The sequence below is a fragment of the Dickeya undicola genome (genome assembly GCF_000784735.1).
Lineage (GTDB): Bacteria > Pseudomonadota > Gammaproteobacteria > Enterobacterales > Enterobacteriaceae > Dickeya > Dickeya undicola.
This window is the reverse complement of sequence record NZ_JSYG01000016.1, coordinates 1-22,694: the sequence shown is the minus strand read 5'-3', so window position 1 is coordinate 22,694 and position 22,694 is coordinate 1. Positions and strand designations below refer to the sequence as shown.

The window sequence follows — 22,694 nt, the reverse complement described above, 5'->3', positions numbered from 1 at the left end:
TGCCTCCCTTATTGTGGTCTAAGCATGGCGATCATGAAGTCTTTGGCGCTTTCCACTTTGCCTTGCTGGATAGCTGCCGCTGGATCGACGTGCTTCGGACACACTTCGGAGCAGTAACCCACGAAAGTACAGGACCAGACGCCGTTGTCGCTGTTCAGTTGCGCCATACGCTCTTTCTTACCGTGGTCACGATTGTCCAGGTTATAGCGATGCGCCAGCGTGATGGCAGCGGGACCGATGAACTCCGGATTCAGGCCGAACTGCGGACAGGCGGCGTAGCACAGCCCACAGTTGATGCAGCCGGAGAACTGGTGGTATTTCGCCATCTGAGCCGGTGTCTGCTTGTTCGGCCCCTGATCCGGTGTGCGGTTGTTGCCGATAATGTACGGCTTGATCGCTTCCAGACTTTCGATGAAGTGGGTCATGTCCACCACCAGATCGCGTTCGATCGGGAAGTTACCCAGTGCTTCGACCTTCATGCCATCGGTGTACTCACGCAGGAAGGTTTTACAGGCCAGCTTCGGTACGTTGTTAACCATCATGCCGCAGGAGCCGCAAATCGCCATACGGCAGGACCAGCGGTAGGACAGGTCCGGTGCCAGGTTATCTTTGATGTAGCCCAGCGCGTCCAACAGCGAGGTTTCGCGGGTATACGGCACTTCATAAGTCTCGAAGTGCGGGGCGTTATCCTGCTCCGGGTTATAGCGCATGACTTCCATTTTCAGGGTTTGCATATCAGCCATTCGCTTGCTCCTTCTTGTTTTTCTCCTGAGCTTCCGCTTCGGCACCGTAAACGCGTTTCGCCGGTGGCAGCTTGGTGATCTTCACATCGCTGTATTCCAGGCGAGGCGCGCCTTCCGGGTTATAAAACGCCAGTGTATGCTTCAGGAAGTTAACATCGTCACGTTCGGTGCAGCCTTCATCCAGGCGTTGGTGCGCGCCGCGAGACTCTTTACGGTTGATGGCGGAATGCGCCATACACTCGGCAACGTCCAGGCTGTGGCCCAGTTCGATGGTGTAGAGCAGGTCGGTGTTGAACACGCTGGAATGGTCGGTGATTTTCACGCGTTTGAAGCGTTCTTTCAGTTCCGCCAGCTTGTCGACGGTTTTCTGCATCAGGTCGGTGGTGCGGTAGATGCCGCAGCCTTCTTCCATCGACAGCCCCATTTCGTCGCGGATTTTAGCCCAGCTCTCGGTGCCTTCCTGCTTCATCAACGCGTGCAGGCGCTGTTCCACGTCTTTGGCTTGTGCATCCAGCGCGCTGGCGTTAGCCGGTGCTGCTGCTTGTGAGCGTTCCACCGCTTTTTCACCGGCGACGCGGCCGAATACCACCAGTTCCGCCAGTGAGTTGGAGCCGAGGCGGTTGGCGCCGTGCAGACCGACGGACGAACATTCGCCGACGGCGAACAGACCCTGAATACGGGTTTCACACTGCTGGTCGGTTTCGATGCCGCCCATGGTGTAGTGTGCGGTGGGGCGAATCGGAATTGGCTCTTTCACCGGGTCGACGCCGACGTAAGCTTTCGCCAGTTCGCAAATGAACGGCAGGCGCTCTTTCAGTTTCTTCTCGCCCAGATGACGCAGGTCGAGGTAGACCACGTCGCCCAGCGGGGTGGATACGGTGCGTCCGGCGCGCCATTCGTGCCAGAAGGCCTGCGAAACTTTGTCGCGCGGACCCAACTCCATGTATTTGTTTTTCGGCTCGCCCAGCGGCGTTTCCGGCCCGAGGCCATAATCTTGCAGGTAGCGGTAACCGTCTTTGTTGACCATGATGCCGCCTTCGCCACGGCAGCCTTCGGTCATCAGAATACCGGAGCCTGGCAGACCGGTAGGGTGGTACTGTACGAATTCCATGTCACGCAGCGGTACGCCGTGACGGAAGGCCATACCCATGCCGTCGCCGGTCACGATACCGCCGTTGGTGTTGTAGCGATAGACGCGCCCGGCTCCGCCGGTAGCCATCACGATAGCGTTGGCGCGAATCTGAATCAGCGACCCTTCCATCATGTTGATGGCAACGACCCCACGGGCATGTCCGTCATCCACCAGTATATCTAATACGAAATGCTCGTCGAAACGCTGAATCTGTGGGTATTTCAGAGAGGTTTGGAATAAGGTGTGCAACATGTGGAAGCCGGTTTTATCTGCGGCGAACCAGGTGCGTTCGATCTTCATCCCACCGAAACGACGCACGTTGACCGAGCCATCCGGCTTACGGCTCCACGGGCAGCCCCACTGTTCAAGCTGGGTCATTTCACGCGGGCAATGCTGCACGAAATGATCCACTACGTCCTGTTCACATAACCAGTCTCCCCCAGCCACGGTGTCGTGGAAGTGAAAGTCAAAGCTATCGTGATCTTGTGTGACCGCCGCCGATCCCCCTTCAGCAGCCACGGTGTGGCTACGCATCGGGTAGACTTTGGAAATCAGCGCAATCTTGAGTTGGGGATTTGCTTCTGCAGCGGCAATCGCTGCCCGTAAACCAGCTCCCCCGGCCCCGATAATAGCCAAATCGGCATTAAAGGTTTGCACTGTATGCCTCCAATTACTTAAGTTAAATAAATTAAATTAAGAAAATAATATGAAGTCCAACTTAATCACTTATTTCCCGTTTTAATTTCCAACATATTAAATCGAGTGAAAAAATATCCGGCCAACCTATACAGAGAGATTAAATCACTCTTTTTTGTATGGAAATGATTATAGCGATTTGTAGATGACTGAAATTTGATGTGATCCAGCATTTTGCAGTTTTTTAATAATTATACCCGTCATACTTCAATTGCAGGTATGTTGGCTGTCCTCGTTCACCCCAGTCACTTACTTATGTAAGCTCCTGGGGATGAAATGAGAGATATCCTGTCTCTCACCAGAGGCCAGCCGTTGGCTGGTCAAATTCGTTCCCGACGAATTTGTCACTCGATTGCCGCGTTACAAGGCTTAAATGAACCTTGCCCTGAAGGGCCAACGCTTCGCGTTGTTCAAAACGCAATACGTTTTGTCCCGCAGCTCGAATTATTTAGGGTATATACATATTTTAGTAAATGTGATTTAACCGCCAGGAGTCCTTTCATACCGGCAATAATTGTGATGCGTGGAGCGAGTAAGGAGTGAATCTCCGGGCATTGGAATTAGGCGATGTTTGATAATTATGGGTTCAGGTAAGCCAACAGGTCAGCGAATAGAGGGAAACCCTTAGCGGGATAAATTTGTCTGGCTGTGGTGATGCGGGTAGACTGCACCTCCAGTTTGAGTGTGGAGTGGAAATCATGAGCGAAACGGCCAGTTGGCAACCCAGTGCCCCTGTCGCCAATCTGTTGAAGCGGGCGTCGATAATGAAAGAAATCCGGCGTTTCTTCTCGGACCGTGGCGTGCTGGAAGTGGAAACGCCAGCCATGAGCCAGGCAACGGTGACGGATGTACATTTGTTCCCGTTCCAGACCCACTTTGTCGGCCCCGGTGCCGCCGATGGCATGACGCTGTATCTGATGACCAGTCCGGAATACCACATGAAACGCCTGCTGGCGGCGGGGAGTGGGCCGATTTATCAATTATGCCGCAGTTTCCGCAACGAAGAGTCTGGCCGTCACCATAACCCCGAGTTCACCATGCTGGAGTGGTATCGCCCGCACTATGATATGTACCGGTTGATGAACGAAATGGACGACCTGCTGCAACAGGTGCTGGAGTGCGATAGCGCGGAGATGCTGTCCTATCAGCAGGCGTTCCAGCGTCATCTGGAAGTGGACCCGTTGTCGGCAGACAAGGCGCAGCTACGTGAAGCGGCGGAAAAAATCGGTGTGGGGGATGTCGCCAACCGGGAAGAAGACCGCGACACCCTGTTGCAACTGTTGTTCGCGTTTGGTGTGGAACCGCAAATCGGCCGCGACAAACCGGCGTTTGTCTACCATTTCCCGGCAACGCAGGCAGCGCTGGCTGAAATCAGCACCGAGGATCACCGGGTGGCGGAGCGTTTCGAGGTCTATTACAAAGGCATCGAACTGGCTAACGGTTTTTGCGAGCTGACCGACAGCAAAGAGCAGCGTCAACGCTTCGAGCAGGATAACCGCAAGCGCGCCGCGCGTGGGTTGCCGGTACAACCGATTGATGAAAACCTGCTGGCAGCTTTGGCGGCGGGTATCCCACCGTGTTCCGGCGTGGCGCTGGGTGTTGATCGTCTGGTGATGATGGCGCTGAATGCCGAGTCTATCGGCGAGGTGATGGCGTTTACGGTGGATCGCGCCTGAGGCTGCTTTTCCTTTATTATTTGTCTGACTGAAAACCACGGAAGCCATCGCTTACCGTGGTTTTATTTTTTGCAGAGGGGCTACAGTCCGCCAGCGGTGCGGGTTGAGGTGGCGGCGTTGCGCCCGACGATTTGCACTGAATCCATTTGTACCTGGAACGGCGGGAACGGCATCACCAGATGGTGTTCGCGGTAGCTTTCCAGAATCAGTTGGTGCAGTTCGTGGCGCAGCGGCATCCGGTGGCCCATTTCCGCGGCGAAGATACGCAGTTCAAAAATCTGGATGCCTTGACGCAGATCCACCAGAAACACTTCCGGCGGCGGGTTATCCAGCACCAGCGAGCAGCGCTTCACCGCGTCCAGCAGCAGTGTGGTGACCTCCTGCGTACTGGCGTCGGCGGGTGCCGGGATGGTCAGCACCACGCGGGTGACCGAGTCGGACAGCGACCAGTTGATGAACTGCTCGGTGATAAACGCCTTGTTGGGCACGATGATCTCTTTGCGATCCCAGTCGGAAATCGTGGTAGCGCGGGTATTGATGCGCATCACGCTGCCAGTCAGATCGCGGATGGTGACGGTATCACCGATGCGGATCGGTTTTTCGAACAGAATGATCAGGCCAGAGATGAAGTTGGCGAAGATCTCCTGTAAGCCGAACCCCAGCCCCACGCCGAGTGCCGCCACCAGCCACTGCAATTTTGACCATTCGATACCGATCAGTGAGAACCCCATCAGCCCACCCACCAGCATCAGCAGGTATTTGCTGACGGTGATAATGGCGTAGCCAGTGCCGGGTGACAGCTCGATATGCTGTAGCACCGCCAGCTCCAGTAACGCGGGCAGGTTGCGTACCAGTTGTGCGGTGATGACAAACACCAGCAGGGCTATCAGCACCGACCCGAGGGTGATCGGCTGCACGCTCTCCACGCCTTTCACCGTGCTGGTAACGTCCCACAGGCTGATATTCTCCATAAAGGCGAAAGCGGAATGGATTTCCGACCACAATGCAATCACCGACACCAACGCAATCAGCGTCAGGATGGAGCGCACCAGTTTCAGCGAGCGGGCGCTGATGGCGTCCAGATCCACCACCGGTTCTTCCACCACATCGACGCCAGCTTCGTGCGACGACGGGGTGGTGTCTTCTTCGCCGCGGGCGCGTTGCGCCAGCATGTCCGCCCGGCGCTGTCTGGCGCGGTCAAAGGCGATGCGGCGGCGCTGAATCCACATCCAGCGGCGGATGATGTGATAAATCACCAGCAGGAAAAACCAGATGGCGACCGAGGTTTCCAGCCGCGCCAGCAACGCCTGCGAGGTGGTGAGGTAGCCCAGACAGGATGTCAGCGCGGCAATCAGTGGGATGCAAATCATCAGATTCCACATCGCGCGGTTTACCGGATTTTCGCCAGAACCTTCCTTATCCAGATACAACGGAATACCGGCGCGTTTCAGGCTGGTGGTCACCAGACTGAGCGCCATACACAGCAAAATAAAGCACAACCGCCCCAGCGTGCTGGAAAACTCCCGGTCGTTGAGATTATCAAAGGTGATCAGCGCCATTACCAGCGGCACGATAAAACCAATGGACAGACGGTAATAGCGCATGGCGCGCGCCACCTGTTTCGGCGACCAGCCGAAATGCACGATGAACAGCCCCTGACGGTGGGAAAACGCGGCGCAGACCATCACTACCCACATCAGCGGCACCGTGGCGGTCACGCTGTCGCCGATCGCTACCGCTACCGGGTAAGGCCAGGCGTTTTGCAGGCCATAACCAAGCGCGGCCCACAGCACCGGTAGCGGCATCGCCACCATCACCGACCAGAACACGGTACGCAGTGTCAGCATAAAATAGTCGAGGGTGACTTTACCCACCCGGCTGCTGGCGCGCTCCAGAAACGCATGATAATGACGACGCGAGCTGATGCTGAGCCCGACCAGTAGCAACGCGCCCAGCAGCGGCAGCAGCGTGCTCTGGCTGGTCGCCATCATCAGCATCGCGCCGCTAAGTTGGGTAAAGGTATCCAACGACAACAGGCGTGACAGGTCGCGCAGTAGATTGAGCGGGTAGGCGAAACCGATCGGGTCAACATCCGCAACCCAGAACAGATAGCGATGCGCCGCGTCGCGGATCTCGGTCAGTGCGTCCTCCAGCTGACTGCTGGCGACTTTCAACTTGGTTAACTCCAGAATCTGGGTATCACAGCCGGAAATTAACGACCCCAGTAGATCACGCTGGGTTCGTTGCTGATCGGTGACGATCTTTTGCTGGGCGGTGGTGAGTGGAGTGCCGTCGTCCTGCCGGGCGGGTTCACTGGCTGCCGACAGTTTGTTGAGCAGGTCTTCATAATGTAGACGCTGGGCGCGCAGTTGCGCCATGTCGCCGTCCAGTTGTTGCGGCTTGGGCATTTCCGGTAGGCGCGCTACCTGTGCACGCAGGGTTTCCCCCAGCGCTGGCGACGAGCCGAGCCACTGCGCCTGTTCACGCAGCGTGCTGAGTGCCTGACGTACCTGGAGCGTTTGGGCGGCAGTCTGGCGCTGACGAGCGGCAATCTGGTCCATGCGCTGCGCCTGCTGGTTGAGTGCCATGGAGAGTTCGCGGTTAGTCTGCAACAAGCTGGCGACCGCTGTGGGCAATTGGCCTTCCTGTTCCGCCAGTTGCTCGGTGCGCTCCAGCGCCTGCTCCGCTTCACGCTGACGCAAGGTGTTCAGTGTGCTGCGCAACAGCTGTAACTGATTGTCCAGCCGGTCGCGCCGCTTTTTGTAGACATCCGCTTGCAGGCGCGACAGTTCCTGACGGTTGCTGGCGGAAAGCTGTGCCAGCTCCAGTTCCTCTACCCGGCTTTTGCGTAGCGCCGCTTCGGCCTGCAATGCCGCTAACTGAGCTTGCCCGAGCGCAGTCGTCGGGTTGCCCAGCGCCTGTAGACGCCGTTCGACATCGCTCAGTGCTCGGTTGGCTTCGGTTTGCTGTTGCGGCAATTGGGCCAGCGAATCGCTGATTTCCCGCTGGCGGTCCTGCTCCTGCTGCAACTGGCGGCTTTGTTCCAGCAATTGGCTGCTGAACTGGACAATCTGTTGTTCCAGCTCGTTGACCGATGTCGCTTTCGGCGGTGCGGCGGGTTTGGCGTTTTCGGCATCCAACTGCTGTCGCAGTTCGCGGGTCAGTTTGGGGAAGTCGTCAATCGCACGCTGGTACTGGTCGGCACGCTGGCGGGTGTCCCGGCGTTCGTCCAGCAGACGCAACGCCGACTGTAACTCTTTGACGATATCGGCCTGCGCCGGGGTGTTTTTATTGGCTTCGGCCTGTTGCAGGTCCTGCTTCAGTTGCGTTTCGTCAGGCAACTGAGCGGCCAGCGACGTGGTTGATAACAGGCATCCCAACAGAACAATCAGGATCAGACGCACGGCTGGCCTCCTCGGGCGGGTTGATGGGGTCAGGGGGTGTCGCTGTCGTTGGCGGCGTTCATGCGCACCAATGTATCCTCATTCAGCGCTTCGGCCATGGCTTCACCCATGCGGGTGACACTCTGGCTGGCCAGTCCGGGCAGCAATTGCACCCGATCTTTCGCAAACAGGTTAATCACCGTGGAGCCCAGCTTGAAACGGCCCATCTCGTCACCTTTTTCCAGAATGACCGCGCCTTCGCCTTCCGTCGGGTAAGCCCAGCGTTTGATGATGCCTTCGCGCGGCGGCGTCACTACCCCGGCCCAGACGGTTTCGATGCTGCCGACGATGGTCGCGCCGACCAGAATTTGCACCATCGGACCGAACGGCGTATCGAACAGGCAGATTACGCGTTCGTTGCGAGCAAACAGATTGGGCACGTTGGCAGCGGTCAGCGGATTGACCGAAAACAGGTCGCCCGGCACGTAAATCATATCGCGTAAAATACCGTCGCACGGCATATGGACGCGGTGATAATCGCGCGGAGAAAGGTAAGTGGTGACAAACAGACCGTCACGAAACAGGTCGGCGAGAATGACGTTACCGGCCAGCAGCGCTTCCAGCGAATAGTTGTGCTGTTTGGCTTGCAAGACCTGAAGATCATCAATGGTGCCTAGCTGAGAAATAGCACCATCGGCAGGAAACACTAACCGGTTTGGCAGCGGGTCCACCGGGCGGATGCCGGGTTTCAGCGGGCGCACAAAGAAGTCGTTGAACGAGCGGTAGGATGCGGTATCCGGTTGCTGCGCTTCCTGCATGTTGACTTTGTAGATGCGGGCAAACAGGTCAATCACCAGTTTGGTGAGCAGACCCGCCTGACGGTCGGCTCCCCAACCGGCCAGTTGCGTCAGCCAGACCTTCGGGAGCAGATGTTGTAGAGCAATCTTGATTCTGTCCAGCACAGTGAGCCTCGTCGTTTTTTTAAGGGTACGCCGTAAAAAGGGGCGCATTGTAGCGGTGGATACGATAAATGTCAGTTGTCTGGAGCAGAAAAGGATTTACGCGTTTTTACCTGCGCCATGCTCTCAAGGATACGGTGATAATTATCGAAACGCTCCGGTGCTATTTCCCCGCGTTCCAGCGCGGCGCGGATGGCGCAGCCGGGGTCGGTATCGTGTTTACAATCGCGGAATTTGCAACTGCCCAGGTATTCGCGGAATTCGATAAAACCGCGTGTCACCTGTTCCGGCTCCAGATGCCACAACCCGAATTCGCGCACACCTGGCGAGTCAATGACATCGCCGCCGTGCGGGAAGTGGTACAGACGAGCGGCGGTGGTGGTGTGCTGGCCCAGCCCGGAAGCGTCGGATACGTCATTGACCAGAATTTGGGCCTCGTCAGGGTAGAGCAGCGCGTTGAGCAGGCTCGATTTGCCGACACCCGACTGCCCGGCAAAGATACTGATGCGGCCGGTCAGTGCGGCTTCCAGCTCGGCGACGCCCTGCTGGGTGTGGCTGGACATCATCAGTACCCGGTAGTGCAGCGCGCGATAGATATCCATCACCTCTTCTACAAACGCCCGGCCTTCGTCATCCAGCAGGTCGATTTTGTTGAGCACGATCAGCGGCTCGATTTCCAGCGTTTCGCAAGCCACCAGATAACGATCGATAATATTGAGCGACAACTCCGGCAAAATGGCGGAGACAATCACAATCTGATCGATGTTGGCAGCGATAGGTTTTAGACCGTCATAGTAATCCGGTCGGGTCAATACCGACTGGCGTGGATGCACCGCTTCGACAATACCACTGATGCCCGCCAGCGTTTCGTTACCGGCGCGCCACACGACCCGATCGCCAGTAACCAGCGAGTGGATGGTGCGGCGAATGTTACAGCGGTGCAGTTCGCCATTCGGTGCTTCCACATCGGCGTGCATACCGAAACGACTGATAATGACACCTTCCTGCGGTTCGCTCAGTTGGCTGTCATCCCACTCGACCTTGCTGTCGGCATGTTTCAGGCGGCGCTGATGGTTGGCGCTGACCCGCCGTTGCTGACCTTTTGACAGTTTCTTTTTACTCACGCAGTCTCTCTTGTTTCGGTGCTTATCGCCGGTGGCGATGGAAGCGACTATAATACACGCTATTTTATTTTAATTAACCGCCGCCAGCGGGCTTGCTGTCGGTGAAACGTTCATAGCAACGGTGACACGGGAAAGGCGACGATGGTAAATGAAAACAACCTGATCTGGATCGATTTGGAAATGACGGGGCTGGATCCTGAGCGGGACCGGATCATCGAGATCGCAACACTGGTGACCGATGCCAACCTGAACGTACTGGCGGAAGGCCCGACGCTGGCGGTGCATCAGCCGGACAGCCAACTGGCATTGATGGATGACTGGAACGTGCGTACCCACACCGGCAGCGGGCTGGTGGATCGGGTCAAAGCCAGCGCCTTCGACGAAGGTGCCGCAGAGCGGGAAACCATCGCATTCCTGCAACAGTGGGTGCCCGCGGGCAAATCGCCGATTTGTGGCAACAGCATCGGGCAGGATCGCCGTTTTCTGTTCCGTTACATGCCGGAACTGGAAGCTTACTTCCACTATCGCTATCTGGACGTCAGCACGCTCAAGGAACTGGCACGCCGCTGGAAGCCGGAGATGCTGGCCGGATTCAAAAAGCGTAACACCCATCAGGCGCTGGATGATATCCGCGAGTCGGTAGCGGAACTGGCTTACTACCGCGAGCACTTTATCCAGTTGTAACGGTATCCTCCACGAGGAAACCAGGAAAATCGCCCGGCTCTGTGGGCATTTTCAACCTGTTGGTGATTTTGTCGGCACTTGAACGACATTTTTCGTCAAGGGGGTTGCGGGAAAAAACGTTTTTCGTATAATGCGCCCCACGTAACGACAGCACACCATGCCGCGTTATGACTCACCCAAGCGGGAATAGCTCAGTTGGTAGAGCACGACCTTGCCAAGGTCGGGGTCGCGAGTTCGAGTCTCGTTTCCCGCTCCAAATTCTGTTGTGCAGATGAATATCTGCATGATGAAAAAGCCACCGAAAGGTGGTTTTTTTGTTTCTGCTGTTTGGTGCTCGCTAATCATATTGCTTGTGCCCTGTCGTCTGGCTATTAGGTCGTTGTTGATCCTCTCAGCAAATTCATCACCGGGTTCTACCTCTCATCGCATTCTCGTTTCTGCTGATTGACTATACTTGCCAGAATAACTATGGCTAATCGGTGAAAATTCAGGAGCTTGCTCTTGATGCCTTCTGATTGGCACACACCTTCGCGGAATCAAGGCAGGTTAGTGTGAACAACTTCAATCGCCCCATTTTTCGTCGGACCTTGGGACTGATGGCGTTTTGCGTCTCGGTTTCTCACGCGCAGGCTGATGACCCGTTATTGATTAACCCCTCCCCCCCTGCGACGGTCGCTTCGGCAGACAATCAGGCGCGTGGGATGCTGGTAGCGGTGGATCAGGCGACGATTTCCAGTGATCTGGCCGGGCGCATTGTGGAAATGCCGTTCAGGGAAGGGGAGTCATTCAAAAAAGGCGACCTGCTGGCGCGGTTTGACTGTGCCATCTATCAGGCGCAACTGGCGGCATCTCAAGCGGCGATGCGGGCGGCGGAAGCAGAACTGAACCAGAACCAGCAACTGGCGCAACTGAAGTCGGTAGGAAAGCACGCGGTATCCTTGTCTGCTGCGCGTCTGGCGCAATCGCAAGCAGAAAGCCAGGTTTACCAGATTCAGGTAAATCGTTGCCGTATTCTGGCCCCGTTCGACGGTCAGGTGGTTAAACGACGTGCTCAGGCGTATGAAAGCATCGCGCCGGGCGCGCCGCTGCTGGATATCGTCAATAATCGTCATCTGGAGATTAGTCTGCTGGTGCCATCCCGCTGGTTGTCGATGTTGAAACCAGGGTTGGCCTTTACGTTTACACCCGATGAAACCGGTACGCCGTTGCAGGCCCGCGTATCCAGACTGGGGGCGCGTATCGATGAAAGCAGCCAGACCCTTAGCCTGACGGGCACCATTGAAACCAAAGACACGGCGTTGATGGCAGGAATGAGCGGCACAGCGCATTTTTCGGAGAAACCGTGAGTAATACGCCCCCTGTTTCTGGCGAGCGTATCTTCGCCCGCTTTTTGGACATTGAACGTCAGGCGCGCTCGGCGAACACGACCGAAGCGCTGGCTTATTGCATCGTCAACGACAGTCAGGCGTTGTTTGGGTTTCGCCATGCGGCGCTGGTGATCAACGGTACAGTTCGGGCGGTGACTGGCGTCACACAGCCTTCGCCACATGCGCCCTTTGTCGCGTTTATCGAACGAGCCAGCGCGCAGTTGCAGAAGGCTCAGCAGCATGAGCAGTGTGCGGTGGTGGCCGCCGCGTCACTGGATCAACAAAGTCGTAATGACTGGCTGACGTTATCGGCACCCGAAGTGCTGTGGGTGCCGCTAAAAGATCGTCAGGGGAGCACGTTCGGCGGCATCTGGTATGCCCGCGAGCAGGCCTGGCAGAATGCCGAGCAATTGCTGGCGGAACAACTGGCTCATGCGTTTAGCCATGCCTGGCTGGCGCTGGAGCCGCAACCTATCTGGCGGCGTACCCGCTGGCGGTGGAAACTGGCTATTCCCTGCTTGTTGATCGTCGGGTGTTTGTTCATCCCGGTGCGCCAGTCGGTGTTGGCTCCGGCAGAGGTTATCCCGTTCAATGGGCGCGTGGTGGCCGCACCATTGGATGGCGTGATTCAGTCGTTTGCTGTTCAACCGAACCAGAGTGTGCACAAAGGTGACCTGTTGGTGCGCTTTGACGATACCACCCTGAAAGCGCAGGCGGATGTGGCGGAACGGGCATTGAATGTGGCGGAGGCTGAGTACCGGGCCAATTCACAGCGGGCTTTTCAGGATGCCGACTCCAAGGCGAAGCTGGATTTTCTGGCCGCACAGGTGGCACAAAAGCGCGCTGAGCGTGACTATGCCAATGCCTTGCTGGGCCGCGCTGAAATCCGAGCCGAGCGCGATGGCGTTGCGGTGTTTGCGGATGCCGAACGCTGGACCGGTAAGCCGGTTCGCACCGGGGAACGCCTGATGGAATTAGCCGATCCGGCATCGGTATCGCTGCGCATCGAACTGGATGTCGGTGATGTCATTCGGCTGTCGCCGGATGCGCCGATCACCCTGTTTCTCGATAGTGATCCGGTGACGCCGCACGGCGCATTGCTGGATCGCATCGCTTACGAGTCGGAACAGACCCCGGCGGGCAATCTGGCCTACCGGCTGGATGCGCGTTTTACCGGCGAGCCGCCGCGCATCGGGCTACGCGGCACCGCCAAAGTTTCCGGCGAGTATGTGCCGCTGGCGGTGTATCTGTTCCGGCGACCGCTCGCCGCGTTACGTCAGTCGGTAGGACTATGAGTGATTTTCTGCCCGAACTGAGAACCGACCTGCAACTGGTGGAGTCCGCCACCGGTTTGGACGGCGCACCGCAGTGGGTGCTGGCCGACCCGGTCACCGGGCGCTACTTCAAGCTGACACCGTCGGCTATCCGTCTGTTACGGCACTGGTCGCTGCGCCACCCTCGCTGGGTGCTTGAGGCGGCCAACCGCGAGCCTGGTTTACCCTTGCAGGAGAAAGAACTGGAACAACTGTTGCGGTTTCTGCGTAATCACGACTTGATTGCCGCCAGTGACCCGCAGCAACGGCAAGGTTATGCCATTAAGGCTGCGGCACGGCGTATCAGTGTGTGGAAAACCCTGCTGCATCAATATCTGTTTTTCCGTATTCCATTATGGCGTCCAGACCCGCTACTGAGTCGTTGCTGGCCCTGGCTACAACGTTACGGCCAGCCGTTTGTGCGGATTGTGTTGCCGCTCATGCTGCTGGGCGGATTTTTAGTCAGCCGAGACTGGGTGCGGTATATCCACGCGTTTCCTCACCTGTTTAGCCTGCAAGGGATGGCTGCCTTTGGTGTGGCGTTGGTGGGGGCCAAGTTCATCCATGAACTGGGGCACGCCTTTATGGCCAAACGTGCTGGCTGCCGGGTGCAAACCATGGGGGTGGCGTTTATCGTGCTGTTTCCGCTGTTCTATACCGATGTGAGTGATGCCTGGAAGCTCCGGGATCACCGCGCCCGGTTACTGATAAGCGCAGGTGGTATTCTGGCGGAGTTGATGCTGGCCTGCGTCGCTCTGCTGGCGTGGTCGCTACTGCCTGATGGCCCGATACGTACCGCCGCTTTTATGCTGTCCAGCGTAACCTGGGTAACCACGCTGGCGGTTAACCTTAACCCGTTGATGCGTTTTGACGGGTACTTTCTGTTAAGCGATTTTTGGCGGGTGGAGAACCTGCAAGAACGCGCCTATGCTCTGTGCCGCTGGCGGCTGCGCGAGGCGTTGTTTGGCTACGGCAGCCCGGCACCCAGTACCTGGTCACCCGCGATGCAACGCAAACTCTTGATGTGGGGATACGCCTCGTGGGTCTGGCGCTTCTTCCTGTTTTTCGGCATCGCCCTGGTGGTGTATCACTTTTTTATCAAGGTGGTCGGCATCGCCCTGATGCTGGTGGAAATTGGTTGGTTTATCGCGCTTCCCATCGTTAAGGAAGCACATATCTGGTGGTCCATGCGTAAAACTGCTCATCCTGTCAGCCTGTGGCGTTCGGGGCTGATTTTAGCGGCTGTACTGTTGTTTCTGCTGTTCCCCTGGCGCGGCAGCGTTCGTATTCCGGCGGTATTGGAGGCTGAAAACGTCAGTGTGCTTTACGCGCCTATTGCCGCACAGGTAAAAGCCTTACATGTCACGGACGGTCAGCCGGTGAAAGCCGGTGAGGTATTGCTGGAATTGACCTCATCCGATCTGGACTACCGCATCAATATCGAACGCCAACAGATTGCGGTGTTGCAGCAAAAACGGCAGCGGGGGGCCGGGCGTCAGGAAACCGCCAGCGAAACCCAGGTGCTTGACAGGCAATTGGCCGAATCGCTGGCGCGTTATCGTGGGCTGGATGCGCAGCGCCAGCGGTTGTCGATCACGGCACCGCAAGCGGGAGCTGTCAGAGATATCGCGCGGGACATGACCGCAGGCCGCTGGCTGACTACCGACATGCCGTTGTTACGCGTTGTCGAGCAAGGGCGTGGAAAAGTGCAGGGGTATTTACCCGAAGACACACTGAAGCGGGCACAGGTGGGCATGACCGGTGATTTTATCGCCGATGACCCGGCTTATCCCCATCTGGCGGTGCAGTTGAAAGACATCGCACCGACTGGCGTAGCCTGGTTACAGCAAGAGATGCTGGCGTCCGACCGCCACGGCCCCATCGCCGTGCGCCGGGACAGGGATCATAATCCTCAACCAGTACAAGCGCAGTACGGCGTCCGGTTCATGGTGCAAGATGCACATTTTTTGCCGCCGCAACAGCCGCTACGAGGCAGCGTGATTCTTGAAGGAGAGAAAGAGTCCATCCTCGGCGCGGTATGGCGTCGGGTCGCGGCGCTGGGCATTCGGGAAAGCGGGTTTTGACGGGGAGCGCATCGACATGAATAAACGCATGTGCTGCATAAATTTCACTCATCTGTTTCTCTCGATAATATCAAGAAGTATTTTTTAATAAGTGCGCAAATTTCCCTCGCTGGACTATGTTTTTACTATGTTTCAATGTGTTTCCACTCTACCTCGTTTTTATCTCATGACAGCCTGATATGCCCCATCCTCTGGGGTCACACAGCATGATGACAACAATCTGATGCTCTTCATCTCGCGGTGAAGCAGTATCGGTCTAAGGAGAGAAATATGAAGCGTGTCCAGCGTGTGCTCGTCAAATCCGCGATTGCCGTCGTATTGAGTGGCGGCGTATTTCTGCCGCAAGCGGTGGCGGGGTGTTCTGCCGACAGCCCATATATCGGCGGCATTTGTTATATGGCCGGTACTTATTGCCCGGCAGATTATTATTTGCCCGCAGATGGCCGAACACTGAACATATCCCAGTATCAGGCGCTTTATGCGGTGATTGGCACCCTTTATGGGGGTAATGCGTCCACCAACTTTATGTTGCCCGATTTGCGGGGGAGGACGGCGATAGGCGCGGGCCCGCTTAATGGTTCTTCCCCGACGTATAACCCTATTCCGGGTCAGAAGATTGGGCAGGAAGTCTCAAACGTTGTCGGCACCGGCTCGGTGACGCTCACCGCCTCACAGGTTCCACCGCATACTCACCCCGCAACCTTAACGCTGAACGGCGTCTCGGGTACGACGCCGGTGGCCAGCGGCGCGGTTTCCCTGACATCGCTGTCCGGTAGTATTACCAACCTGCCTTTCAGTGCGGTAGCCAGCCTGGGTGTCACGGGTATCGCCAAAATTGGTTCGTCCACCACCACCGGCAGAAGCGTGAGCCTCACGGATAAAGCGCTGTTGACCTCCGTCGGCGGGCCTTCTGCCCAGATTTACGCGCCTTCCGGCACTAACGATCGTCAGGTAGGGCCGGACGGTAGCGTGACTGGCACGGCGAGCGGCACGGTGAGTGGTACTGCGAGCGGCGGCCAGTTGTCAGGAACGGCGTCGGGCACTATCAGCCTGCCGGTAACGGGGGCGGTCACGGTGGGGGCGAATGTAACGGCTCCTGCTCCGGTAACGGTGCCAGTAGCGGTATCAGTACCGGTGCGCGACCCGTCGTTAGTGATGACCGCCTGTATTGCTGTGCAGGGTATTTATCCGACCCGTCCTTGAGGCGGCTGTGAGTACAAGGGCGGCGAGGGGAACCTTGTCGCCCAACAGGCCAATATCCGGCATTGGGTTGAGGGTATGACGGTGGGAGCGGAGCAAAACAAGCGTAATCCGATGCAGACCTTGCGAGGTGATGCCTTTGTAAGACGCTGCATAATTAAGTAAAAATATTTATATATCCACCGTCATAATATTAATAAATATTTCTGAATTAACACGGCGCGTTTGCCCTGGCTGGGCTATGTTTTGACTGTGATTCAATGTGTTTCCGCTCTGTTTCGTTCTATCTCATAAAAATCTGAGAGCCCCTACCTTTGGGGTCACACAGCATGATGACAACTATCTGGTGCCTTCTATCGCGCGGTGAAGCGGCATCAGTCTTAGGAGAGGGATGTATGAAGCGTGTCCAACATCTGTTCGTTAAATCAGCCATCGCTATTGCGCTAAGCGCTGGGGTATTGCTACCACAGACCGCTGCTGCCTGTTCCGCTGACGGCGATTACATTGGCAGCGTGTGTTATATGGCAGGGACATACTGCCCCGCTAATGATTATTTGCCTGCATACGGTCAAACGCTGAACGTCTCTCAGTATCAGGCACTCTATGCGGTGATTGGCAACCTCTATGGTGGTACGCCGGGCACTACCTTTGTTCTGCCCGATTTGCGGGGGAGGACGGCGATAGGCGCGGGCCCGCTGAATGGCTCTTCCCCGACGTATAACACTAATCCGGGTCAGAAGATTGGGCAGGAAGTCTCAAACGTTGTCGGCACCGGCTCGGTGACGCTCACCGCCTCACAGGTTCCACCGCATACTCACCCCGCAACCTTAACGCTGAACGGCGTCTCGGGTACGACGCCGGTGGCCAGCGGCGCGGTTTCCCTGACATCGCTGTCCGGCAGTATTACCAACCTGCCTTTCAGTGCGGTAGCCAGCCTGGGTGTCACGGGTATCGCCAAAATTGGTTCGTCCACCACCACCGGCAGAAGCGTGAGCCTCACGGATAAAGCGCTGTTGACCTCCGTCGGCGGGCCTTCCGCCCAGATTTACGCGCCTTCCGGCACTAACGATCGTCAGGTAGGGTCGGACGGTAGCGTGACTGGCACGGCGAGCGGCACGGTGAGTGGTACTGCGAGCGGCGGCCAGTTGTCAGGAACGGCATCGGGCACTATCAGCCTGCCGGTAACGGGTGCGATCACGGTGGGGGCGAATGTAACGGCTCCTGCTCCGGTAACGGTGCCAGTAGCGGTATCAGTACCGGTGCGCGACCCGTCGTTAGTGATGACCGCCTGTATTGCAGTAAAAGGGTATTACCCGCCTCGTCCTTGACGCGATGCTCAATGAAAGGGGGCGTTATGCCTCCCTTCAGGGCAGGCAAAAACGTGTTGATATCACAACACAGAAAACAGCACAAAATGTAAAAATAACTGTAAATTTACAAAATAATGACATAAATTCAACCTTGCTTGTAATTTGAAATAGTTGCTCATAATAAAAAACCATTATTCATTTTTTTCAAACGGTTAGGTCGCTTAATTGCATCTTTGTGGACAGCAATTTGAGGTTTCGGGGTACTTCTATGTTATGGCGTCATCTGTTCCGTAAGAAAGGCAACCATCCTGCCTGCTCTGTTGCATCGGTTTCCGAGATACCGTTGGGGTATGCGCTGGAAGCCCGCATGTTGTTTGATGGGGCGATTGCCGCCACGGTCGATCAAACCGCAGAAACTCAAGCCACGACCACGCAAACAGCTTCGGCCGAAACGGCCACTCAGACTGACGGTAGCCATGCCGATGGTACTACCGACCACACCGATTCGTCGTCCTCAGGGACCAGTACACAGAGCACAACCTCTGATAGCAGCGAGGCTGTGGCGGTCGTCGGTGAAACTACCCATAAAGAAGTGGTGTTTGTTGACACGTCAGTGGCTGATTACCAAACGTTGGTCAATCAGGTGCCTGCCGGAACAGAAGTGGTCTTGCTGGACAGCAGTAAAGACGGCCTGACACAGATGGCGGAATGGGCGCAAACACACAGCGGCTATGATGCGATCCATATCATTAGCCATGGCAGTGAAGGGCAGGTTTCGCTGGGAACGTTGACGTTAAACGCGACGACGGCGGCGTCACGAGCTGCTGATTTGGCTGTATTGGGCTCGGCACTGACGGAGGACGGGGATCTGTTGCTGTACGGGTGTGATGTGGCAAGCAATACGGGCGCGGCGTTTCTTACTGAAGTAGCCGACTTAACGGGTGCCGATGTGGCTGCGTCGACGGATGCGACTGGGGCATCAACGCTTGGCGGTAACTGGACGCTAGAGGCTGTTAACAAAGATGGCATCATCGATAGCCATGGTTTGTCGTTCAGCAATTATGATTATTTGCTGGATACGCTGACCTTTGGTGATACAGGTCATGAAAGTGAATTTAGTTATACATCGGCTGTATTCACGCGCCAGGTGAGCGGTGCGACGATCACTTTTACTTCTGTCGACCCCTTTGGTAACGCGACATTTTCTGGTACTGACTACCTTTATAGCTCTGATAGTGCCAATAATCAGACGAAGATTACGATCTCTGCGACAGGCTATACATTCGATATTAATTCGTTCAAATATTATGCTGATTCGCAGTCGGGCGGTGAAAGCGCACCTACCGTTACGATCACCGTGACGTATGCAGATAATTCGACGGCTACAGCATCGTTTCTTGCTACACAAGATGGTGAGCAGACCATTTCAAGTTTCTCATTCAGTAATGGTCAAACCGCGATTAACGATGTCATTTCTGTGACGATTAAAACCAACAATGGTTCATCGATTCCTTCGTTCGGAATGCAGGATCTGGTGATCAATGATGTCCGGGCCATCACGTCAAAAGACACTACCTCTACGCTAACCGCTGGTGCTGCCAGTGAGGCGACCACATTTTCTACCACCGCTACATCAGCGGGCAGCGCGACGTCGCTGATGGATTTCACGATTACGGATACGGGGGCATCGGATGGCGTCGCCACTACCGTCAGCTCGTTATACGCGAACGTCAGTGGTACGGCGACATCATCAGAATTGAGTAAGATGACCTTCCTGCTTAGTGGCCCGGATGCCACCAACGTCGTTGGTACATACGACAGTAGTACGGGCAGAGTTACCTTTTCCGGGCTAAGCTTATCGATTGCTGACGGTGGCAATGAAACTTACACCATTAAGGCGTATTACAGCGATAACACCAGCAGTAACGACATTACTGATCACCACACGGTGATACTGTCCATCAATGCCAGTAATGTGACCACCGGGTCGGGTAGTTCCACCTTTACTAGCGGGCAGTCCAGTGTCACCAACGGCAGCGGTGCCAGCATTGATGTGGCTGCAACCAAACTGATTTATAGCCAATCGCCGTCCACTTCAGTGGTCAGTGGCATTAACTTCACCACCCAGCCAGTGCTGATTGCCGTTGACGATAGTGGCAATATCGATACCGATTTCAGCGGCACCGTTACCCTGAGCGAAAATGGCAGCGGCTCGTTGACCGGAACAACCTCAGTGACCGCCTCGAACGGTACTGCCACCTTCAGCGGCGTGAGGTACACCTCAGCCAGCGACGCCGACGCCAATTTTACGCTGACGGCGGCGTCCGGCAGTCTGGTTAGTGCGACTTCAGCATCGATCAATCCCGATGTGGTGGCGACGACGTTGGTGTTTTCCACCCAGCCGGTGCCTGTCACTATTCAGGATGGGCAAAGTACTGGTTTCAGCACTGTACCGGTAGTGCAGGCGGTCGATGCCAACGGCATGGTGGACCAGGATTACACCACCAATATTGTATTGTCGGTCACCGATCCTAATGATGGGACGGTTGATGGCACCGTCAACAGCCTGTCGGTCACCTCCGGTGATCAGGACGCCAGCAGTACTACGGTGACGCTAACACCGTCCGGCGGCATTGCCACCTACACCGGTCTTATCATCCAGTACACCAACAGCGGCAGTACCAATACGCTGGCGCTGCGCGCCACGTCAGGTAGCCTGACGGCGGTCAACAGTTCGTCGCTCACCTCGACCTCCAACACCGCACCGGTATTCAGCAACCTGAACGGCGGAGCCACCTACACCGAAAACGGCAGCGCGGTGGTGATAGACAGCAATGTTACTGTTGCGGATACCGAGCTGGATGCGTTGAATAGCGGGCTTGGTAACTATAACGGCGCGTCGATAACCATCGCCCGCAACGGTGGGGCCAGCAGTAACGATGTTTTTGGTAATAGCGGGCTACTGGGAACACTGACGCAAGGGCAAAACTTCACCTACAACGGTACGACGGTGGGCAGCGTCACCACCAATTCGAGCGGTACGCTGGCGCTGACGTTCAACAGTAACGCCACCTCGGCCATCGTCGATGCTGTCTTGCAGTCCATCACCTATACCAACAGTTCCGACAGCCCGCCGAGCAGTGTCACCCTGAGCTGGACGTTTAACGACGGTTCGTTAAATAGTGCTGGCACTAATCAGGCGGTGCTTTCCATTACGCCGGTCAACGATGCGCCAACCTTGTCCAGCGGTGCCACGGTTACGCTGACCTCCACGACGGAAGATGTCACATCTTCTGCCACCACGGTGTCGTCGTTGCTGAGTTCTGCTGGTTACGCGGATGTGGACAGTGGTGCTGTGAGCGGTATTGCGCTGACGGCGCTGACCGGCAACGGAACGTGGCAATACTCGACGGACAGCGGGGCTAACTGGTTTAGCGTCGGCACGGTATCCAGCTCGTCGGCGTTGCTGCTCAGTTCGACGGCACGAGTCCGCTACGTGCCGGACAGCGCTAACGGCGAAACCGCTACCTTCAGTTTCAGAGCCTGGGATCAGACCAGCGGAACGGCAACCAGCGGTGCAACCAAAGGGCTGGCGGATACCTCGACGACTGGCGGCAGCAGCGCGTTCTCCACCAACAGTGCGCAAGCGTCACTGGCGGTGAGCGACGTCAACGATGCGCCGACCTTATCCAGTGGCTCGACGGTGACGTTGACCACCACGACGGAAGATGTCGCGTCATCGTCCACGGCGGTGTCGTCGTTGCTGAGTTCTGCCGGTTACGCGGATGTGGACAGTGGTGCTGTGAGCGGTATTGCGCTGACGGCGCTGACCGGCAACGGAACGTGGCAATACTCGACGGACAGCGGGGCCAACTGGTTTAACGTCGGCACGGTATCCAGCTCGTCGGCGCTGTTGCTCAGTGCGACGGCACAAATTCGCTACATGCCAGACAGCGCCAATAGCGAAACCGCCACCTTCAGTTTCAGAGCCTGGGATCAGACCAGCGGTACGGCAACAAACGGTGCAACCAAAGGGCTGGCGGATACCTCGACGACTGGCGGCAGCAGCGCGTTCTCCACCAACAGTGCACAGGCCTCGCTGACGGTGAGTAGTGTGAACGATGCGCCGACCTTATCCAGTGGCACGACGGTGACGTTGACCACCACGACGGAAGACGTTGCGTCGTCGTCCACGGCGGTGTCGTCGTTGCTGAGTTCTGCCGGTTACGCCGATGTGGACAGTGGTGCTGTGAGCGGTATTGCGCTGACGGCACTGACCGGCAACGGGACGTGGCAGTACTCGACGGACAGCGGGGCCAACTGGTTTAGCGTTGGCACGGTATCCAGCTCGTCGGCGCTGCTGCTCAGTGCGACGGCACAAATTCGCTACATGCCAGACAGCGCTAACGGCGAAACCGCTACCTTCAGTTTCAGAGCCTGGGATCAGACCAGCGGAACGGCAACAAGTGGTGCAACCAAAGGATTGGCGGATACCTCGACAACCGGCGGTAGCAGCGCGTTCTCCACCAACAGTGCGCAGGCCTCGCTGACGGTGAGTAGTGTCAATGATGCACCCACTGTGGGCAGCACTGTCGGTGGTCAAAGCGCGACGAAAGATGCAGCGTTCAGCTTCACGGTGCCAGGCGGCACGTTTGTGGATGTAGACAGCGGTGACACGCTGACGCTGAGCGCAACGCAGTCCGATGGTTCACCGCTGCCGAGCTGGCTGGCTTTCAACCCGTCGACCCGCACGTTTTCGGGCACGCCGGGCAGTGGCGATGTCGGCAACCTGACCATTCGGGTCACCGCGACCGACAGCAGCAATGCTTCGGTCAGCACCACCTTCGGGCTGACGGTGAACAACAGCAATCTTCCGCCGGTCGTTTCCGTACCGGTGGCTGACCAGAGCGTCGCGCAAAACGGCAGTTTCAGTTTTACCGTACCGGCTGGCACCTTTACCGACCCGGATACCGGCGACACGTTAACGTTGAGCGCAACGCAGTCCGATGGTTCACCTCTGCCG

13 protein-coding genes and 1 tRNA gene are annotated in these 22,694 nt (G+C 56.7%); 9 read left to right on the top strand and 5 right to left on the bottom strand.

What is annotated here, in order from left to right:
• Positions 1 to 8: 8 nt before the first annotated feature.
• Together OB87_RS07740 and frdA are read right to left on the bottom strand one after the other, a co-directional pair.
• Positions 9 to 743: a succinate dehydrogenase/fumarate reductase iron-sulfur subunit gene (locus OB87_RS07740; RefSeq protein WP_033568876.1), complete on the bottom strand. Its 735-nt coding sequence runs from the start codon at positions 741 to 743 to the stop codon at positions 9 to 11.
• Entirely contained in the window at positions 736 to 2,532 is a 1,797-nt protein-coding gene (gene frdA, locus OB87_RS07735; protein ID WP_033568875.1) for a fumarate reductase (quinol) flavoprotein subunit, read from the bottom strand. The genes OB87_RS07740 and frdA overlap by 8 nt, the downstream gene beginning before the upstream one ends.
• Positions 2,533 to 3,269: 737 nt before the next feature.
• On the opposite strand from frdA, the gene epmA reads away from it, so the two are divergent.
• The gene (gene epmA, locus OB87_RS07730; protein ID WP_033568874.1) at positions 3,270 to 4,247 is read left to right on the top strand and encodes an elongation factor P--(R)-beta-lysine ligase; all 978 of its coding nucleotides are present in this window, start codon (positions 3,270 to 3,272) and stop codon (positions 4,245 to 4,247) included.
• 80 nt (positions 4,248 to 4,327) lie between these two features.
• Here epmA and mscM read toward each other — a convergent pair whose 3' ends face one another.
• From mscM to rsgA, 3 genes are all read right to left on the bottom strand, one after another.
• Positions 4,328 to 7,651 (bottom strand): miniconductance mechanosensitive channel MscM, encoded by a 3,324-nt coding sequence (gene mscM / locus OB87_RS07725; protein WP_033568873.1) that lies wholly within the window; start codon positions 7,649 to 7,651, stop codon positions 4,328 to 4,330.
• A 29-nt stretch (positions 7,652 to 7,680) separates the two neighbouring features.
• On the bottom strand, positions 7,681 to 8,592 hold the full coding sequence (gene asd / locus OB87_RS07720) for an archaetidylserine decarboxylase (protein WP_033568872.1): 912 nt from the start codon (positions 8,590 to 8,592) through the stop codon (positions 7,681 to 7,683).
• Between the two features lie 71 nt (positions 8,593 to 8,663).
• On the bottom strand, positions 8,664 to 9,713 hold the full coding sequence (rsgA, locus tag OB87_RS07715; protein WP_033568871.1) for a small ribosomal subunit biogenesis GTPase RsgA: 1,050 nt from the start codon (positions 9,711 to 9,713) through the stop codon (positions 8,664 to 8,666).
• Positions 9,714 to 9,854: 141 nt separating this feature from the next.
• Between rsgA and orn the strand changes: the two genes are divergently transcribed.
• The 8 genes from orn to OB87_RS07675 all read left to right on the top strand — a co-directional run.
• A complete protein-coding gene (orn, locus tag OB87_RS07710) occupies positions 9,855 to 10,397 on the top strand; it encodes an oligoribonuclease (protein WP_033568870.1) in 543 nt (180 codons plus the stop codon).
• 180 nt (positions 10,398 to 10,577) lie between these two features.
• Positions 10,578 to 10,653: transfer RNA gene (locus tag OB87_RS07705), tRNA-Gly, on the top strand.
• Between the two features lie 295 nt (positions 10,654 to 10,948).
• The gene (locus OB87_RS07700; RefSeq protein WP_033568869.1) at positions 10,949 to 11,743 is read left to right on the top strand and encodes an efflux RND transporter periplasmic adaptor subunit; all 795 of its coding nucleotides are present in this window, start codon (positions 10,949 to 10,951) and stop codon (positions 11,741 to 11,743) included.
• A complete protein-coding gene (locus tag OB87_RS07695; protein WP_033568868.1) occupies positions 11,740 to 13,059 on the top strand; it encodes an efflux RND transporter periplasmic adaptor subunit in 1,320 nt (439 codons plus the stop codon). The genes OB87_RS07700 and OB87_RS07695 overlap by 4 nt, the downstream gene beginning before the upstream one ends.
• Positions 13,056 to 15,161 (top strand): site-2 protease family protein, encoded by a 2,106-nt coding sequence (locus tag OB87_RS07690; RefSeq protein ID WP_033568867.1) that lies wholly within the window; start codon positions 13,056 to 13,058, stop codon positions 15,159 to 15,161. Before OB87_RS07695 ends, OB87_RS07690 begins: the two co-directional genes overlap by 4 nt.
• Positions 15,162 to 15,431: 270 nt before the next feature.
• Positions 15,432 to 16,364 carry a phage tail protein gene (locus OB87_RS07685; RefSeq protein ID WP_033568866.1) on the top strand — a complete coding sequence of 311 codons (933 nt, stop codon included), beginning with the start codon at positions 15,432 to 15,434 and terminating at the stop codon, positions 16,362 to 16,364.
• Positions 16,365 to 16,756: 392 nt separating this feature from the next.
• Entirely contained in the window at positions 16,757 to 17,689 is a 933-nt protein-coding gene (locus OB87_RS07680) for a phage tail protein (protein ID WP_033568865.1), read from the top strand.
• A gap of 250 nt (positions 17,690 to 17,939) precedes the next feature.
• On the top strand, positions 17,940 to 22,694 hold a 4,755-nt coding region (locus OB87_RS07675), incomplete at its 3' end, for a DUF4347 domain-containing protein (RefSeq protein ID WP_050515672.1).

What these genes read in the sequence shown, in the direction of transcription:
- OB87_RS07740 (WP_033568876.1), bottom strand. Translation starts at nt 743, where the DNA reads ATGGCTGATATGCAAACCCTGAAAATGGAAGTCATGCGCTATAACCCG.
- epmA (WP_033568874.1), top strand. Translation starts at nt 3,270, where the DNA reads ATGAGCGAAACGGCCAGTTGGCAACCCAGTGCCCCTGTCGCCAATCTG.
- orn (WP_033568870.1), top strand. Translation starts at nt 9,855, where the DNA reads ATGGTAAATGAAAACAACCTGATCTGGATCGATTTGGAAATGACGGGG.
- OB87_RS07690 (WP_033568867.1), top strand. Translation starts at nt 13,056, where the DNA reads ATGAGTGATTTTCTGCCCGAACTGAGAACCGACCTGCAACTGGTGGAG.
- OB87_RS07685 (WP_033568866.1), top strand. Translation starts at nt 15,432, where the DNA reads ATGAAGCGTGTCCAGCGTGTGCTCGTCAAATCCGCGATTGCCGTCGTA.
- OB87_RS07680 (WP_033568865.1), top strand. Translation starts at nt 16,757, where the DNA reads ATGAAGCGTGTCCAACATCTGTTCGTTAAATCAGCCATCGCTATTGCG.